Annotated in this window: 19 protein-coding genes; 5 read left to right on the top strand and 14 right to left on the bottom strand. The window is 60.6% G+C overall.

What is annotated here, in order from left to right; translation table 11 throughout:
- Window positions 1–33 precede the first annotated feature (33 nt).
- From AC193Q_RS27075 to AC193Q_RS27055, 5 genes are read right to left on the bottom strand one after another with little or no spacing between them, the layout of a single operon-like run.
- On the bottom strand, window positions 34–672 hold the full coding sequence (locus AC193Q_RS27075; protein ID WP_047292229.1) for a LysE family translocator: 639 nt from the start codon (window positions 670–672) through the stop codon (window positions 34–36).
- Window positions 673–732: 60 nt separating this feature from the next.
- Window positions 733–1,149, bottom strand: a complete 417-nt coding sequence (gene fos, locus AC193Q_RS27070; RefSeq protein ID WP_047292227.1) for a fosfomycin resistance glutathione transferase — start codon at window positions 1,147–1,149, stop codon at window positions 733–735.
- A 5-nt stretch (window positions 1,150–1,154) separates the two neighbouring features.
- Complete coding sequence (locus tag AC193Q_RS27065) at window positions 1,155–1,871, bottom strand: PA3715 family protein (RefSeq protein ID WP_121184174.1); 717 nt, start codon at window positions 1,869–1,871, stop codon at window positions 1,155–1,157.
- Window positions 1,872–1,908: 37 nt separating this feature from the next.
- On the bottom strand, window positions 1,909–2,643 hold the full coding sequence (locus AC193Q_RS27060) for a PA3715 family protein (protein WP_095667310.1): 735 nt from the start codon (window positions 2,641–2,643) through the stop codon (window positions 1,909–1,911).
- Window positions 2,644–2,665: 22 nt separating this feature from the next.
- A complete protein-coding gene (locus AC193Q_RS27055) occupies window positions 2,666–3,577 on the bottom strand; it encodes a LysR family transcriptional regulator (RefSeq protein ID WP_483879019.1) in 912 nt (303 codons plus the stop codon).
- A 77-nt stretch (window positions 3,578–3,654) separates the two neighbouring features.
- On the opposite strand from AC193Q_RS27055, the gene AC193Q_RS27050 reads away from it, so the two are divergent.
- Complete coding sequence (locus AC193Q_RS27050; RefSeq protein WP_483879018.1) at window positions 3,655–4,143, top strand: DMT family transporter; 489 nt, start codon at window positions 3,655–3,657, stop codon at window positions 4,141–4,143.
- A gap of 164 nt (window positions 4,144–4,307) precedes the next feature.
- On the opposite strand, the gene yiaY is transcribed toward AC193Q_RS27050, so the two are convergent.
- Complete coding sequence (yiaY, locus tag AC193Q_RS27045; protein WP_483879017.1) at window positions 4,308–5,456, bottom strand: L-threonine dehydrogenase; 1,149 nt, start codon at window positions 5,454–5,456, stop codon at window positions 4,308–4,310.
- A gap of 153 nt (window positions 5,457–5,609) precedes the next feature.
- Between yiaY and AC193Q_RS27040 the strand changes: the two genes are divergently transcribed.
- Window positions 5,610–6,629 (top strand): DUF4917 family protein, encoded by a 1,020-nt coding sequence (locus AC193Q_RS27040; RefSeq protein ID WP_047292218.1) that lies wholly within the window; start codon window positions 5,610–5,612, stop codon window positions 6,627–6,629.
- 97 nt (window positions 6,630–6,726) lie between these two features.
- Here the strand turns inward: AC193Q_RS27040 and AC193Q_RS27035 are convergent, their stop codons facing one another.
- Window positions 6,727–7,269, bottom strand: a complete 543-nt coding sequence (locus AC193Q_RS27035; protein WP_003222480.1) for a helix-turn-helix domain-containing protein — start codon at window positions 7,267–7,269, stop codon at window positions 6,727–6,729.
- A gap of 106 nt (window positions 7,270–7,375) precedes the next feature.
- Between AC193Q_RS27035 and AC193Q_RS27030 the strand changes: the two genes are divergently transcribed.
- Window positions 7,376–8,158, top strand: a complete 783-nt coding sequence (locus AC193Q_RS27030) for an aldolase (protein WP_095667313.1) — start codon at window positions 7,376–7,378, stop codon at window positions 8,156–8,158.
- A 22-nt stretch (window positions 8,159–8,180) separates the two neighbouring features.
- The gene (locus tag AC193Q_RS27025) at window positions 8,181–9,065 is read left to right on the top strand and encodes a dihydrodipicolinate synthase family protein (RefSeq protein ID WP_483879651.1); all 885 of its coding nucleotides are present in this window, start codon (window positions 8,181–8,183) and stop codon (window positions 9,063–9,065) included.
- 133 nt (window positions 9,066–9,198) lie between these two features.
- Here AC193Q_RS27025 and AC193Q_RS27020 read toward each other — a convergent pair whose 3' ends face one another.
- The 3 genes from AC193Q_RS27020 to AC193Q_RS27010 all read right to left on the bottom strand — a co-directional run bounded on the left by AC193Q_RS27020 (window position 9,199) and on the right by AC193Q_RS27010 (window position 10,636).
- Window positions 9,199–9,543, bottom strand: coding sequence for a YegP family protein (locus AC193Q_RS27020; protein WP_182403015.1), 345 nt, complete (start codon window positions 9,541–9,543; stop codon window positions 9,199–9,201).
- 186 nt (window positions 9,544–9,729) lie between these two features.
- The gene (locus AC193Q_RS27015; protein WP_047292209.1) at window positions 9,730–10,041 is read right to left on the bottom strand and encodes a ribbon-helix-helix domain-containing protein; all 312 of its coding nucleotides are present in this window, start codon (window positions 10,039–10,041) and stop codon (window positions 9,730–9,732) included.
- Window positions 10,042–10,054: 13 nt separating this feature from the next.
- A complete protein-coding gene (locus AC193Q_RS27010) occupies window positions 10,055–10,636 on the bottom strand; it encodes a DJ-1/PfpI family protein (RefSeq protein WP_182403013.1) in 582 nt (193 codons plus the stop codon).
- A gap of 294 nt (window positions 10,637–10,930) precedes the next feature.
- On the opposite strand from AC193Q_RS27010, the gene AC193Q_RS27005 reads away from it, so the two are divergent.
- Window positions 10,931–11,836 carry a DMT family transporter gene (locus AC193Q_RS27005; protein WP_239778877.1) on the top strand — a complete coding sequence of 302 codons (906 nt, stop codon included), beginning with the start codon at window positions 10,931–10,933 and terminating at the stop codon, window positions 11,834–11,836.
- Between the two features lie 59 nt (window positions 11,837–11,895).
- On the opposite strand, the gene AC193Q_RS27000 is transcribed toward AC193Q_RS27005, so the two are convergent.
- The 4 genes from AC193Q_RS27000 to AC193Q_RS26985 form a co-directional block, all read right to left on the bottom strand.
- Window positions 11,896–13,110 carry a class I SAM-dependent methyltransferase gene (locus tag AC193Q_RS27000; protein ID WP_483879015.1) on the bottom strand — a complete coding sequence of 405 codons (1,215 nt, stop codon included), beginning with the start codon at window positions 13,108–13,110 and terminating at the stop codon, window positions 11,896–11,898.
- A 269-nt stretch (window positions 13,111–13,379) separates the two neighbouring features.
- Window positions 13,380–13,997, bottom strand: coding sequence for a TPM domain-containing protein (locus AC193Q_RS26995; protein WP_095667319.1), 618 nt, complete (start codon window positions 13,995–13,997; stop codon window positions 13,380–13,382).
- 33 nt (window positions 13,998–14,030) lie between these two features.
- Window positions 14,031–14,780, bottom strand: a complete 750-nt coding sequence (locus AC193Q_RS26990) for a TPM domain-containing protein (protein ID WP_047292197.1) — start codon at window positions 14,778–14,780, stop codon at window positions 14,031–14,033.
- Window positions 14,781–14,793: 13 nt separating this feature from the next.
- A complete protein-coding gene (locus tag AC193Q_RS26985; RefSeq protein WP_095667320.1) occupies window positions 14,794–15,402 on the bottom strand; it encodes a LemA family protein in 609 nt (202 codons plus the stop codon).
- Between the last annotated feature and the right edge of the window lie 228 nt (window positions 15,403–15,630).

The raw sequence follows: 15,630 nt of genomic DNA, 5'->3' as shown, positions 1-15,630 counted from the left end.
CTTGCCCTTGATCAAGCATCCCTGCACACAATTTCAAGCCTTGTTCGGCAGCAATCCCGGTAGTGCGTGCATCAGTGCGTTTATGGCAAAACCGATAAACATCACGCCACATAAACGCGTGATCATCAGCTCGTGGCGCTGATACAGCGTGCGTACGCGGCGGGCGCCAACCACGCCGATCAGAATAGCGTAGGCCAGCAAACCGCCAAGGAAGCTCAGGGCGATCAGCGCCGGCAGCATCGACCAGTTGAGCAGTTCGGCACGACTCGACAGCAACGCGGTAAACGTCGCCACCGCCACCGGGTAGGCCTTGGGATTGGTCAAACCAAACAGGATTCCGTGCCAGAACGGCTGACGCGCAGCGCCCTGCGGCTGATCATCGCTGCGCCGCTGGGCGCGCACTGCGCGCCAGCCAAGCCAGAACAGGTACAAGCCGCTGAGTACGCCGAGCACGTCAAAGGCCGTGCTGCCGATTTCCCGGGCGCCGACGATGGCGATCAGCGCGGTACTGCACCAGACCACATCACCAAGCAAATGCCCGCAAAGAAACCCCGCCCCGGCCCGACGCCCGTGTGCCGCGCCGATGCCGAACACCGCAAGAACGCCCGGCCCGGGTGTGATGCCGTAAATGAAACCAGAAGCCAGAACGGCCATTAGCAGCGATGGAGTCATGAAAAACCTGCTGTCGCCAGTGCAAATGATGGCCAGTCTATATCAGCCTGCGACGCCTGATCATGACTCGTCGTAAAAACGCATCCCCGAGTACGGTTTCAAGCGACAGGCTGCCAGTCGCGAGGCCAGATCGCCGACGTGCGCTTCGAGCTTGTGGCCATCAGGATCAAGGAAGTAGAACGAAGCACCTTCGCTGCGGTTGTCACGCCACTCCCGCACGTTCGCCGCTTTTAGCGTTTGCACGAACAACGCAAAATTCGCCTCAGCCAGGCTGAACGCGTAATGCGTGTAGTCGACGGACGGCTCGCCGCGGCGCTGCGCATCCAGCGACAGGCACAGCCACAGCCCGGGCAGCGACAGATAGGCCCCGGCGTCCCACGTGGCTTCTACACGCAGATTCAGCACGTCACGGTAGAACGCCAGACTGCGTGGCAAGTCGCTGACGGCAAGGGTCAGGTGATTGAGGCTGGTGAGCATCGGGATCAGTAACCTCTGAGGTCTTCGGGGACGGCGTACTGCTGGCCATCGTACGTCAGGGTGACCTGCTTTTTCTTCAACTCGGTGGTTTTCGATACGCACTGATTGCCAGATTGGGTGTTTTTCATTTTGCTGCCACTGGTGGTGACGATCAGATCGGCAAAACCATGGTGCATCGCAGGCCCGATCTCGACGGTGCGGCGGATTTTTCGGTTATAGCCCTCACACTTGCTGGTGAATTCACCGTGGTGCTTGTACACCACCAGCCCTTCGAGCACCGGACGCAGTTCGTCGCCCTCGCGCACATACAGCGCCAGATCGGTTTTTTCGTAGGGGATGGCGTGGGAACTGTGCGCGAATTTCGCCCGCAGCCCAAAAGCCCGGACGTCCGGGGTCAACCGGTAGCGCGCCGTATCGATGCGTACATCCTCCAGACGCACGGCATCGGAGTTGTACGCGCCCGGTTTATGGTAAGTGGCAATGGGTTTGGCGTTGCTCGCATTGAGGAGCGCCAGCTCCAGATCGAACGCCCCGGCATCGTCGCCACCGGAGTCGGCGAGGTAGGTGGATTTGACCGAAATCGCCTGACTCGGAAATGCCGGCCAGACGTTGCAACGCGACATGGATTTGCCGTCGAAACTCTGGGTAGTGCAGGCGGCGTGGGCCTGGGTGGTGATGGCCAGCAAACCGAGGGCGAGCAGGAGTCTGGTGGGGTTGAGCATGGTTCTTCCTTGATAGCTGTTGTGTATGGCTGGCGGGTTACAGGCCTTGGAAACCGTTTGGCAAAACGTAGGATTTTCCGTCGTAGTGCAATGTTGTCAAAACGGGTTGGTTGTCAGTGGTTTCAGTTTTACATGCGTCTCCCGTCCCCACACTTGTTGTGTCTTTCTCCAAGGTTTTGACAATCAGATCTGCAAAGCCGTGAGAGCTCGTTTTAGCGATTTCTACTGTTCTTGAAATCTCATATCGCTCGCCTTCGCAGTCACCATCCCACTCGCCGCCATACCGATAAACCACTAATTTATCCAATACCGGGCGCAATTTTTCGCCCTCTTTCACGTAGAGCGAAAGCAGGTTTTCCTCCATCGGATTGATCCGGGATCCGTTAGTGGATAACGCACGTACGCCAAAGGCACGAAGATCGGTAGTCAGTGTGTAGCGAGCCGTATCGAGCGTTATTTCTCGCAAACTGACGCCATCCAATACGAATGCAGCCGCTTTGTAGTACGTCGCAATGGGCTTCGATTGAGCAGTGTCCAGAACGGACAAGTCGAAATCGTAGGTACTCAGCGCCTCAGGGTCATCAGATGGGGATCCGCGCTTAAACTGTGCAGTGGCGTTGATGGTTAATCCTGGATATGCAGGCCACTCCTTGCAGACAGAAAGATCCAGATCTCCTGCCATCGGTGTTGGCACGCAATCAGCCAACACCTGCCCCGCCATCAACCACCCACTCAGGGCCACCCAGCCGATCCATCCAGACTTCACTGTCACCTCCCACTCCTTGATAACGTGTTCAGCCGCGCACTATCCCCTCCTCAATCCGGCGATTCAACCAGTTCAACGCCTGATCCCCACCCCGGCGCTTATGCCACGCCAGCACAAAGGTGAACGGTGCAATCTCGAACGGTGGTGGCAGCACAATCAATTGCTGTTGATCAATGTCGCGCACGCTGCGCGACGACACGGTGAGAATCAGATCCGTACCTTTGATCAACTGTGGCGCGACGTTCCAGTGCGGCAGGCTGATGGCGACGCGGCGGCGTTCGCGCAATGCGGTCAGGGCCCGTTCGATTTCCGGGGTGCCGCTGCCGCGCATTTCCAGCAACACGTGCGGGCGCGACAGATAGGTCGGCAAATCCAGTACGCCGTCGGCCGGCAAGCTGCGGCGATCCAGCAGGCAGACGTAGCGTTCTTCGAACAGCACGCTACTGCGCAATTCGTTGGGCATTTCCGGGAACACCCCGGCGGCCAAATCGATGTCGCCGTTGAGCACACCGTCGAGCATGCCTTCGCGGCTGGCGTGGCTGATCTGCAGATCGATGTCCGGTGCCTCGCGGCGCAAGGTGCGGATCAGTCCAGGCAGGATGATGGCCGCGCCGTAGTCGGACATCGCCACGCGAAAGGTCCGCCGCGCAGAGCCCGGAACGAACGTGTTCGGCGCCAGCAGCGATTGCACTTGGGCCAACGCTTCGGCGAGCGGCGCGACCAGTTCCAGCGCCCGCGCCGTGGGCACCAGCGTCGAACCGGCGCGCACCAGCAGCGGATCGCCGAGCACGTCGCGCAGACGCGCCAGCGCATGGCTGACCGCCGGTTGACTCAGGTGTAGCCGCTCGGCGGCGCGGGTGACGTGTTGCTCGCTGAGCAAGGCATCGAGAATCACCAGCAGGTTGAGATCGATACGGCGCAGATCATTCATCTTGTACATGTTCTGGATGACAAAACGGAATTTAAATCTGCGCGACGAATACTCTAGAGTCCAGCAAAACCTGTTGGAGTGTGATCATGAGTGCGTTGCAGTGGGCCGGCCTGTTGCTGCTGGCCGCGTTAGCCGGGGCGGTGGTGCCGTTTCAAAGTGCGATCAACAGCAATCTGGCGCGGAACCTCGGCCATCCGCTGTGGGCAACCCTGGCCTCGTTGCTGGTCAGTGTGTTGGTGTTGTTGCCGGTGATTCTGGCGTTGCGCCTGCCGCTGCCGTCGCCGGGGTTTATCAGCAAGGCACCGTTGTGGATGTGGGCTGGCGGTGCGTTCGGTGTGTGTTTCGTGGCGCTGGCAGTGATGTTGCTGCCGAAACTCGGCGCGTCGGGGTTTGTGGCGCTGGCGTTGGCCGGGCAAGTGATTGCGTCGATGCTGCTCGATCACTTCGGGTTGTTCGGGCTGGTGGAAAAACAGCTGACGGTGTCGCGGGTGTTGGGCGCGTTGTTGCTGATTGGCGGGGTGGTGTTGATTCAGTTTGGTGGGGTATTTGAGCGCAATGGGTTGCCTGTTGGCTGACGTTCTGAATCATGGTTCCCCAGTGCCTGGAATTCAGTTTTCGCGAGCAGGCTCGCTCCCACAGAGATCGCATTTCTTCAACTCAAAGGCGTTCAAAAATGTGGGAGCGAGCCTGCTCGCGAAGGGACCGGAGAGCTCGGCTAAAAATATCAGAACGACGCCTATCAAAACGCGTTGCGGAAAATCTCCTCGATCTGCCGTTGGTCCGCCGCCCGTGGGTTGGTCAGGCCGCAGGCATCTTTCAGCGCGTTGGTGGCGAGCACCGGAATGTCGGTGCACTTGGCGCCCAGATCCCGCAGACCACCAGGAATTTCGACGTCTCTGGCCAGGCAACGGATCGCATCAATCGCGGCTTTTGCACCCTCCTCCGCACTGAAACCACGAATGTCCGCGCCCATGGCGTGGGCGACGTCGGTCAGGCGCTCGGCACAGACCAGCGCGTTGAAGGTCTGCACATGCGGCAGCAGCACGGCGTTGCACACGCCGTGAGGCAGATCGTAGAAACCGCCCAACTGGTGCGCCATCGCATGCACATAACCGAGGGACGCATTGTTGAACGCCATGCCCGCGAGGAACTGCGCGTAAGCCATGTTCTCCCGCGCCGCGAGGTCGCTGCCGTCCCGCACGGCCAGGCGCAGGTTGTTGCTGATCAGGGTCATGGCCTTCAGCGCGCAGGCATCGGTGATCGGGTTGGCCGCCGTCGAAACGTAAGCTTCGATGGCGTGGGTCAGCGCGTCCATGCCGGTGGCGGCAGTCAGGCTTTTCGGCATGGCGACCATCAGCGCCGGGTCGTTGACCGACAGCAGCGGCGTGACGTTGCGATCGACAATGGCCATTTTCACGTGACGCGATTCGTCGGTGATGATGCAGAAACGGGTCATCTCGCTGGCGGTGCCGGCGGTGGTGTTGATGGCGATCAGCGGCAACTGCGGCTTGCTCGATTGATCAACGCCTTCGTAGTCGCGGATCTGCCCGCCGTTGGTCGCACACAGGGCGATGCCCTTGGCGCAGTCATGGGGCGAGCCGCCGCCCAGCGACACCACGAAATCGCAGCGGCTGTCCTTGAGCAGCGCCAGCCCGGATTCTACGTTGGCGATGCTCGGGTTCGGTCTGGCGCCATCGAAGATCACCGAGTCGATGTCCTGCATCGCCAGCTTCTCGGCGACCATGGTCGCCACGCCAGCCTTGGCCAGCCCCGCGTCGGTGACGATCAGCGCCTTGCGAAACCCATAGTTGCGGATCGCAACCATGGCCTCGTCGAGGCATCCATTGCCCATGATGTTTACGGCCGGAATGAAAAAGGTGCTGCTCATGCGCGTCTCCTGACTGGGGCCGAATCGACTGCTCCGATCCGGCGGATGTGCACAGGATCGACTGATCGGTCACGGCCGATGTTGATCTGGCTCAACGCCCGCTCGTGATAAAGTCGCCGTCCATCCGCCCTTTGTTTTGAGACTGCCCACGCAATGACCGATTTTCTGGATGTCGACGCCACCCTCGAAGACTGGAGCGCCCTGCGTGCCACCACTGACTTCAGCGGTCTGCTGGTGGGCAACGGCGCCAGCCGCGCGGTGTGGGACGACTTTGGCTACGACTCGCTGTTCGAAAACGCGCGCACGGTGGAAGAGAAACCGCTGAGCCCGTCGGAGCTGAGCGTGTTCGATGCGATGCAGACGCGCAGCTTCGAGCAGGTGCTCGGTGCACTGAAAACCACCAGTCGGGTCAACAAGGCGCTGGCCGTCAGCTCGGCGGCACCGCGCAATCGCTATTACGCGATCAAGGAAGCACTGATCAATACCGTGCACGCCGTACACATTCCGTGGCGGCTGGTGCAGGCCTCGACCCTGGCCACGCTCAACCAAGAGCTGGCGCGTTATCACACGGTGTTCACCACCAATTACGATCTGCTCAACTACTGGGCGATCCAGCACCGCAGCGAGGTCATCGACGACCTGTTCAACGGCCCCGACGCCAGTTTTGATCTGAGCGACAGCACCAGCGCCAAACCGCGTCTGCTGTACCTGCACGGCGGTCTGCACCTGGTGCGCAATCAGGACGGCACCGCGCGCAAACTGACCTCGACCGAGGGCACCCTGCTCGGCAGTTTTGCGATCAACAACACGATCAAGACGCTGGACGACGTGCCGCTGTTCGTCACCGAAGGGCCGAGCGCGGACAAGCTCAAGACCATCCGCAGTTCGGATTATCTGTCGTTCTGTTATGAACAGTTATTGGGGCACGCGGATAACCTGTGCATCTTCGGTCATGCCTTGGGCGAGCAGGATGCGCACATCGTGCGGGCGCTGCGCCTGGCGAAACCGGCGAGCGTGGCGATCTCGATCTATCCGCGCAGTGCGGCGTTCATTCAGCATCAGAAGCGCCATTACGCGAAGGTGTTCGAAGGGACCAGCGTTGCGTTGCGGTTCTTTGATGCGAAGACGCATGCGTTGGGCAATCCGAAGCTTTCAGTGCCGGTCGAGGTTTGATGTAACCGGACTGACGCCTTCGCGAGCAAGCTCGCTCCCACATTGGAACGCGAACTACTGTGGGAGCGAGCTTGCTCGCGAAGCTTTTGGGGGCACCTCATTCTTCGCTGCTGTGCACCACCACCAGCAACTGCGCCTGCACCTCGCCCACCGACCTGATCCGGTGCGGCTTCTGCGCGTTGAAATGCAGCGCATCGCCGCGTTCCAGCAGCACCCGCTCGTTCATGAAATCCACTTCCACCTGCCCTTCGTGGACGAACAGAAACTCCTCGCCCAAATGCTCCTTGAAGGTCTTGTCGGTGAATTCGCTCGGCGGGTAGATGATGAATGGCAGCAGGTTGCGTTCGCTCACCTGATGCGCCAGCACCGCGTACCCCGGGCTCTGATCGTTGGCCGCCAGTGACTGGCGTTCGTGGCTGCGCACCAGGCTGTAGCTGTCGAGGCTGACGTTGTCTTCGGAGAACAGTTCCTCGACCTTAACGTTCAGCGCCTTCGCCAATTTCAGCGCGGCCGCAATCGACGGAGTGTTCAACCCGCGTTCGACTTTCGACAGATAACTCTTGGTCATGCCGGATTTTTCGGCCAGTGCCTCAAGCGTTACCCCAAGTTTTTTTCTCAACAATTTCAAACGGATAGACATGCGCAGCGGTTATTCCATCAAGGAAGCGACGATTCATGCTTGCTTATGACACTTTGTGTCATATAGGCTCTTTCGTGTCATTTGCAATCACCCAAAGGACACAGACATGGCCAAGACATTAGCACTACCCAAAGAGCAACTGGTCAAGCAAGCGCTGACCCAAATGCAAAAAAGCCTGGCGGATAATACGTGGACTGACCGGCAAAAGCTGGCGCTGACCTGCCGGATCCTGTTCGAGAGCGGTCACGACTCCGGTCTGGCCGGACAAATCACCGCTCGCGGCCCACAACCGGGAACCTATTACACTCAGCAACTGGGCTTGGGTTTCGATGAAATCACCGCGAGCAATCTGCTGCTGGTCAACGAAGACCTGGAAGTGCTCGAAGGTCACGGCATGGCCAACCCGGCCAACCGTTTCCACAGCTGGGTCTACCGCGCCCGGCCGGACGTGAACTGCATCATCCACACCCACCCGACGCACATTGCCGCGTTGTCGATGCTCGAAGTGCCGTTGGAAATCTCCCACATGGACCTGTGCCCGCTGTACGACGACTGCGCGTTTCTCGAAGGCTGGCCGGGGGTGCCGGTGGGTAACGAAGAAGGCGAACTGATCGCCGGTGCGCTGGGCGACAAGCGCGCCATTCTGCTATCGCACCACGGCCAGCTGTCGACCGGCAGCACGATCGAAGAGGCCTGTGTCATCGCCCAACTGATCGAGCGCGCCGCCAAACTGCAGCTGCTGGCAATGGCCGCCGGTACGATCAAGCCGATCATTCCGGCGCTGGGGCGCGAAGCCCACGACTGGGTGTCGAAACCCAAGCGCCACGCCGCCGCTTTCAATTACTACGCTCGGCAGAACCTGCGCCAACACGCCGATTGCCTGAACTGATTTCAGCTTTTCCCGGAGACTCATCATGTCCAATATTCACGGCATCATCGGCTACACCATCACCCCGTTCAGCGCCAACGGCGAAGGCCTCGATCTGCCGGCCCTCGGCCAATCCATCGATCGCCTGATCGACAGCGGCGTCCACGCCATCGCCCCGCTGGGCAGCACCGGCGAAGGCGCCTATCTGAGCGACGCCGAATGGGATCAAGTCGCCGAGTTCAGCATCCAGCACGTCGCCAAACGGGTGCCAACCATCGTCAGCGTGTCCGACCTGACCACCGCCAAAGCCGTGCGCCGCGCACGCTTTGCCGAAGCCCACGGCGCTGACGTGGTGATGGTGCTGCCGGCCTCCTATTGGAAACTCAGCGAAGCGGAAATCCTTGCCCACTACCGCGCCATCGGCGACAGCATCGGCGTGCCGATCATGCTCTACAACAACCCGGCCACCAGCGGCACCGACATGTCGGTCGAGCTGATTCTGCGCATCGTCAATGGCGTGGAAAACGTGACCATGGTCAAGGAGAGCACTGGCGACATTCAGCGCATGCACAAGCTGCAATTGCTCAGTGAAGGCCAGGTGCCGTTCTACAACGGCTGCAACCCATTGGCGCTGGAGGCGTTTGCCGCCGGGGCCAAAGGCTGGTGCACCGCCGCGCCGAACCTGATCCCGCAGCTGAACCTGGATCTGTATGCGGCTGCGCTGGCCGGTGATCTGGAGCGCGCACGCGAGCTGTTCTATCGCCAGTTGCCGCTGCTGGATTTCATCCTCAAGGGCGGTTTGCCGGCGACGATCAAGGCTGGATTGCGCGAGACGGGGCTGGAGGTCGGTGATCCGCGGTTGCCGGTGTTTCCGTTGAGCGAAGCTGGGCAAGCTCAGCTAAAAGCAATCCTCAAGACCCTGCGTTGATCTCACACACAATTACCTGTGGGAGCTGGCTTGCCAGCGATAGCGGTGTATCAGTCAACATCAATGCTGAATATAGGCCCTCATCGCGGGCAAGCCCGCTCCCACAGGAGCTGTGTGAAATTTGAGAGGGAATTCAGAGTACCGGCAAGGTCTTGTCCTTGATCACTTTGCTCGGCCCGTTGGCCTTGACGCTGGCGATGCCTTTGGCACACGCGGCGTCGTTGGAGTAGGACTCGCTGCTGCCGATGATCTGGTGGTTGGCAGCCTTGAGGTTGAAGTAAGGATGACCATCCTTGGTGGTCTTTTTCTCGTAGCGTTCATCCAGCGGGCTGTTGGCCTGCACCGCTGCAATGCCATTTTCAGCAGCGCTGCGGGTGGTGTAGAGCTCGCTGGTGAGAATGGTTTCAGCGTTAGCGGCCTTCAACACAAACCTGAACTGGCCGTTGCTGCTTTTGCTCACTTCGTACCATCCGGACATGCTCGATTCTCCTTGGCGGTTGAGGGGTTTCGCGCTTCAGAGTAAAGACCAGCCCAACACTTCTGTCGCCTGTACCGGCCCCATCGCGGGCAAGCCCGCTCCCACCGAGTTCGTCAGCGATCACAAAATTTGTGAGCACCAGAGAAACCCGTGGGAGCGGGCTTGCCCGCGATGGGGTCAACTCGGTCAGGACTGTTTCACCACTGCTCGCACCACCGACAACTGCGGCTCCGTCCCTCGCCGCTGACTCAGATAGCGCGTACAACTCACCCGCAGAAACGAAGCAAAGTTCACCACCTCGCCGCGATAATCCATCACCTCTTCATACAGCTTGGCGATCAACTGGTTGGTGGTCATGCCATCGACTTCGGCGATTTCGCTGAGGATGTCCCAGAACTGATTTTCCAGGCGCAGCGTTGTCACCACGCCGCAGATGCGCAGTGAGCGCGAGCGGGATTCATAGAGAATCGGGTCGGCCTTGACGTAGAGCTCGCACATCGGCGAATCCTCGTTACAGGGTGATTTGGGTGCCGAGCAGGCCAAGGAAACCGGCCAGCCAGTTCGGATGCGCCGGCCAGGCCGGTGCCGTGGCCAGATTGCCTTGAACGTGGCCGTCGGTCACCGGGATATCGATGAACGTGCCGCCAGCCAGTCGCACTTCCGGGGCGCAGGCCGGATAAGCGCTGCATTCGCGACCTTCGAGAACCCCAGCCGCTGCCAGCAATTGCGCGCCGTGGCAGACCGCGGCAATCGGCTTGCCGGCCTTGTCGAAGGCGCGCACCAGTTCCAGGACTTTATCGTTCAGGCGCAGGTATTCCGGCGCACGGCCACCGGGGATCAGCAGCGCGTCGTAATCGGCCTCGGCGACCTTCGCGAAGTCGAAGTTGAGGGCGAACAGGTGCCCGGGTTTCTCGCTGTAGGTCTGATCGCCTTCGAAGTCATGGATCGCGGTGCGCACGGTCTTGCCGGCGGCCTTGTCCGGGCACACGGCGTGCACGGTGTGGCCGACCATCTGCAGGGCCTGGAACGGCACCATCACTTCGTAGTCTTCGACGTAATCGCCGACCAGCAACAGGATTTTTTTCGCGGCCATGGGGAGGACTCCTCTGGGAATGGGCTTGCAGGAGTCTTCAAGGTAGACCTTATCCGTTCGGGCGGGTAACAACCGGCTACTACCGAGTTGACTTCATCGCTGGCAAGCCAGCTCCCACAGGTTCTGAGGCGATCACCGATTTGGCGCTCAACACCATCACTGTGGGAGCTGGCTTGCCAGCGATGGCAATCTCGAACTGTACGGATAAGTCTTTGCCTAGCTGTAACAGCCAGAAGTCCACGGTTTATGGCTTGATGAAGGTCGTTCTCTGCCACCTTCGATTTCGGTGTTCCTATGTCCTCGCGCGAAAACACCGGCATGGCCCTCGGCCTGCTCGGGGTTGTGATTTTCAGCCTGACCCTGCCCTTCACCCGGATCGTGGTGCAGGAACTGCATCCGCTGCTCAATGGCTTGGGCCGGGCACTGTTCGCGGCGATTCCGGCGGCGGCGCTGTTGCTCTGGCGACGCGAGAAGTGGCCGAGCTGGCAGCAGGTCAAAGGCCTGAGCCTGGTGATCGCCGGGGTGATTCTCGGCTTCCCGGTGCTGTCGGCGTGGGCCATGCAAACCTTGCCGGCGTCCCACGGTGCGCTGGTCAACGGTTTGCAACCGCTGTGTGTGGCGCTGTATGCGGCGTGGCTGTCCCATGAACGCCCGTCGAAAGCCTTCTGGGCCTGCGCCGCGCTGGGCAGTGCGCTGGTGCTCGGTTACGCGTTGTACACCGGGGCCGGCAGCATTCAGGCCGGCGACTTGTTGATGCTCGGCGCGATTGCCGTGGGTGGCCTGGGCTATGCCGAGGGTGGCCGGTTGGCCAAGGAAATGGGCGGCTGGCAGGTTATCTGCTGGGCGCTGGTGCTGTCGACGCCGCTGCTGATCGGCCCGGTGTTGTACCTGGCGCTGCAGCATCATGGCGCGGTGTCAGCCAAGACCTGGTGGGCGTTCGGCTACGTGGCGCTGTTCTCGCAGTTTCTCGGCTTCTTCGCCTGGTACGCCGGGTTGGCGATGGGCGGGATTGCGCGGGTCAGTCAGATCCAGTTGCTGCAGATTTTCTTCACCATCGCGTTTTCGGCGTTGTTCTTTGGGGAACATGTGGAACCGATTACCTGGCTGTTTGCCTGCGGGGTCATCGCGACGGTGATGCTCGGGCGCAAGACCGCCATCAAACCCCATGTGGGAGCGAGCTTGCTCGCGAAGGGGCCCTAACAGTCGACATCATCGTTGACTGTCAGTCCGCTTTCGCGAGCGAGCTCGCTCCCACAGGATCAGAGGAAGCCGTCGGCGCGCAGCAGGGTTTCCAGACAGTGCTCGCTGATGTTGTAGAAGTCCTTGAGTTCCTGAATCTTCACCAGCAGCTGGGCCGGGTCCACCGGCTCGGCGCGCTTCACCGCGAGAATCATCTTGTTCTTGTTGGTATGTTCCAGTGAGATGAACTCGAACACTTTGGTCTCGTAACCACAGGCTTCGAGGAACAGCGCACGCAGGCTGTCAGTGACCATTTCCGCCTGTTGGCCCAGGTGCAGGCCGTATTGCAGCATCGGCTTGAGCAGTGCCGGGCTCTGGATCTGCAGGCGGATCTGTTTGTGGCAGCATGGCGAACACATGATGATCGACGCGCCGGAGCGGATACCGGTGTGGATCGCGTAGTCGGTGGCGATGTCGCACGCATGCAAGGCAATCATCACGTCCAGTTCGCTCGGCGCCACGCTGCGCACGTCACCGCACTTGAACACCAGGCCCGGGTGTTCCAGTTTCGCTGCGGCGGCGTTGCACAGGTTGACCATCTCCTCGCGCAGCTCGACGCCGGTGACTTCACCCTCGGCCTTCAGCGTGTTGCGCAGGTAATCGTGAATCGCGAACGTCAGGTAGCCCTTGCCCGAACCGAAATCCGCGACCCGCACCGGTTTGTCCAGCGCCAGCGGTGACGAGGTCAGCGCGTGGCTGAAGACTTCGATGAACTTGTTGATCTGCTTCCACTTGCGCGACATCGCCGGGATCAGCTCATGCTGCGCGTTGGTCACGCCCAGGTCCTTGAGGAACGGTCGGCTCAAGTCCAGAAAACGGTTTTTCTCGCGGTTGTGCTCGGCGGACGGCGCTTCTCGCAATTGTTGAGGTTTGCTCTTGAACAGCGAAGGCTTGCCCTTTTTGCTGTATTCGAGCTGCGCTTCGTCGGTCACAGTCAGCAAATGCGCATTCTTGAACGCCGCCGGCAACAGCTCGGCAATCACCGCCACGCCTTCGCTCAGCGGCAGGTTCTTGGTGATGTCGCGGGTCTTGTAGCGATAAACGAAGGACAGGTTGGGCTGCGCCTTGACCGTCACCGCTTTGATGATGATCCGCTGCAGCTCCGCCTCTTCGCCCACGTATTTGGCCAGCACCAGTTTGATGAAGCCGTTCTGTTCGAGGCTGGTTTGCAGCAGCTCGATGAACTGGGCGTGATGGTCGGGCGCGGGCTTGAGGGAGGGAGCGGTAACGGACATGGAAAAGCGGCCTCGGACGGGCGAAATCGGGAATGGCGGGTATTTTAGGGTGGACGGTGCTTGGGGACACGTTCTTATTTACCCAACGGCACCAGAACCTATTGCATTGGGTCTTTTGTGGCGAGGGAGCTTGCTCCCGCTCGGCTGCGCAGCAGTCGTTAAAACAGGCGATTACTTACTCCAGACAAACCGCGTTTACCGGGTTCAGGGCCGCTTCGCGCCCCAGCGGGAGCAAGCTCCCTCGCCACAGGGGAGGACTGCGCCCAGTTTCAGCCCAACACAATCAACCGATTGGGCAATTCATTCCTCACCTGCGTCACCGGCACATGCACCTTGAGCAATTCACCGCAGGCCTCGATGCAGGTGATGAACCCCTCAAGCGTGCGCCCCTGCCGCACCTGCTCGGTGAACGCGGCAACAATCGCGTCCCAGCTCTTGTTGTCCAGCCGCCGGGAAATCCCTTCGTCCACCAGAATCTCCACGTAACGTTCGGCCTCACAGACAAAGATCAGCATCCCCGTGCTGCCGACGGTGTGGTGCAGGTTCTGTTCGAGAAACTGTCGCCGCGCCAGATTCGACGCGCGCCAGTGCCGCACACGGCGCGGGATCAGGTGGGTGGTGACTTTCGGCAGACGAAACAGCAGGCACAGGACGATAAACAGCCCCCATTGCACCAGCAACAGGCTGCGCATGGTCAGCCAGCCAGTCAGGTAATGAACGATGCCCGGCACCAGCAGCGCCAGCAGGCTGGCCCACAGCAGCGGGATGTATGCGTAGTCATCGGCGCGCGCCGCCAGCACCGTTACCAGTTCGGCGTCGGTGTCGCGCTCGACCCGGGCGATCGCCTCGGCGACTTTGCGTTGTTCGTGTTCGGTCAGTAATGCCATGTCGAAAAGTGCCTGATCATTATTGTTGTGTGTTCACCAGCCGCCGGACGATCCGCCGCCGCCAAAACTGCCCCCGCCGCCGCTGAAGCCCCCGCCGCCACCGCCGCCGCCAAATCCACCCCCACCGAAACCGCCGCCACCGGAGCCGCCACGGCCGGCGGGAAGGATACCGAGCATCTGGCAGACAAACACCGTCAGGATGAACAACACCACCAGAAAAACGAACAACAACGGATGCCGCGAGACGAAATCGTTTTGCGGATCACCGCTCGACTCGTACACCGTCGACGGCTCGTCCAGCGGATTGCCGCCGAGCACCACCAGCATCGCCGCGACGCCGTCGCTGATGCCCTTGCTGAAATTGCCGGCCTTGAACGCGGGAGTGATCACTTGATGAATGATCACCGAACTCTGTGCATCGGTCAGTCGATCTTCCAGCCCGTAACCGACTTCGATGCGCAGCTTGCGCTCGTCCCGGGCGACGATCAGCAGCGCGCCGTTGTTCTTGTCCTTCTGGCCGATGCCCCAGTGCCGGCCCAATTGCACGCCGTAATCCTCGATGGTGGTGCCCTGCAGATCAGGCACCGTGACCACCACCAGTTGCTCGCCGGTCGCCTGTTCATGCGCCTGCAACTGCTGGCTCAACTGGGCGCGCACCGCGGGCTCGAGCATCTGCGCCTCGTCCACCACTCGCCCGCTCAGCGCCGGGAACGTCAACTCGGCCCGGGCGCTGACGGCGAACAGCCACAGCATCAGCACCAGGCCTATCTTCAACACACGCATGAATAACCTCGGGTCAGAACTTCACTTCCGGGGCCTTTTCCGCGCCGGGGGTGGTGGCTTCGAAGGTTTCGCGAATCGGCAGATCGCTGTACATCACGCTGTGCCAGAGGCGCCCGGGAAACGTGCGGATCTCGGTGTTGTACTTCTGCACCGCCAGAATGAAATCGCGCCGCGCCACGGCAATCCGGTTTTCCGTACCTTCGAGCTGCGACTGCAAGGCGAGGAAGTTCTGGTTGGCTTTCAGGTCCGGATAACGCTCGGACACAACCATCAGCCGACTCAGGGCACCGCTCAACTGATCCTGGGCCTCCTGGAACTGCTTGAGTTTTTCCGGATTGTCGAGGGTGCTGGCATCGACCTGGATCGACGTCGCCTTGGCCCGCGCCTCGACCACGGCAGTCAGGGTCGCTTCTTCATGCTTGGCGTAGCCACGGACGGTTTCCACCAGATTGGGGATCAGGTCGGCACGGCGCTGATACTGGTTCTGGACCTGGCCCCAGGCGGCTTTCGCCTGTTCGTCGAGGGTCGGGATATTGTTGATGCCGCACGCGGTCAACAAGGTGGCAAGCACCAGCAACGTGGCGACCTGCAGACGCGAGCGGTAGGTTGGACTGACATTCATCAAAGTGATGCTCCCTGGCGTATTTCATAAAAAACCGACCGTGAAACCTTCTGCATCGGCGGTTGGGGCATAATCGGCCGCGCCACTGGATTGCAACGGGCCGATGGGCTAAAAAGAGGCCCTGCGCAAACGCTGCCGACGGTCGGCGGGCGTTTTTGGCTCGGTCATTTTGAGCCTGCACCCGAACAACAATAGTCGCTCCCTAACTTTTGGCTGGCCGGCATTGCA

The sequence above is a fragment of the Pseudomonas sp. F2 genome, from assembly GCF_057174385.1.
The sequence above is the reverse complement of the archived record's forward strand: the minus strand, read 5'-3'. Positions and strand labels throughout refer to the sequence as shown.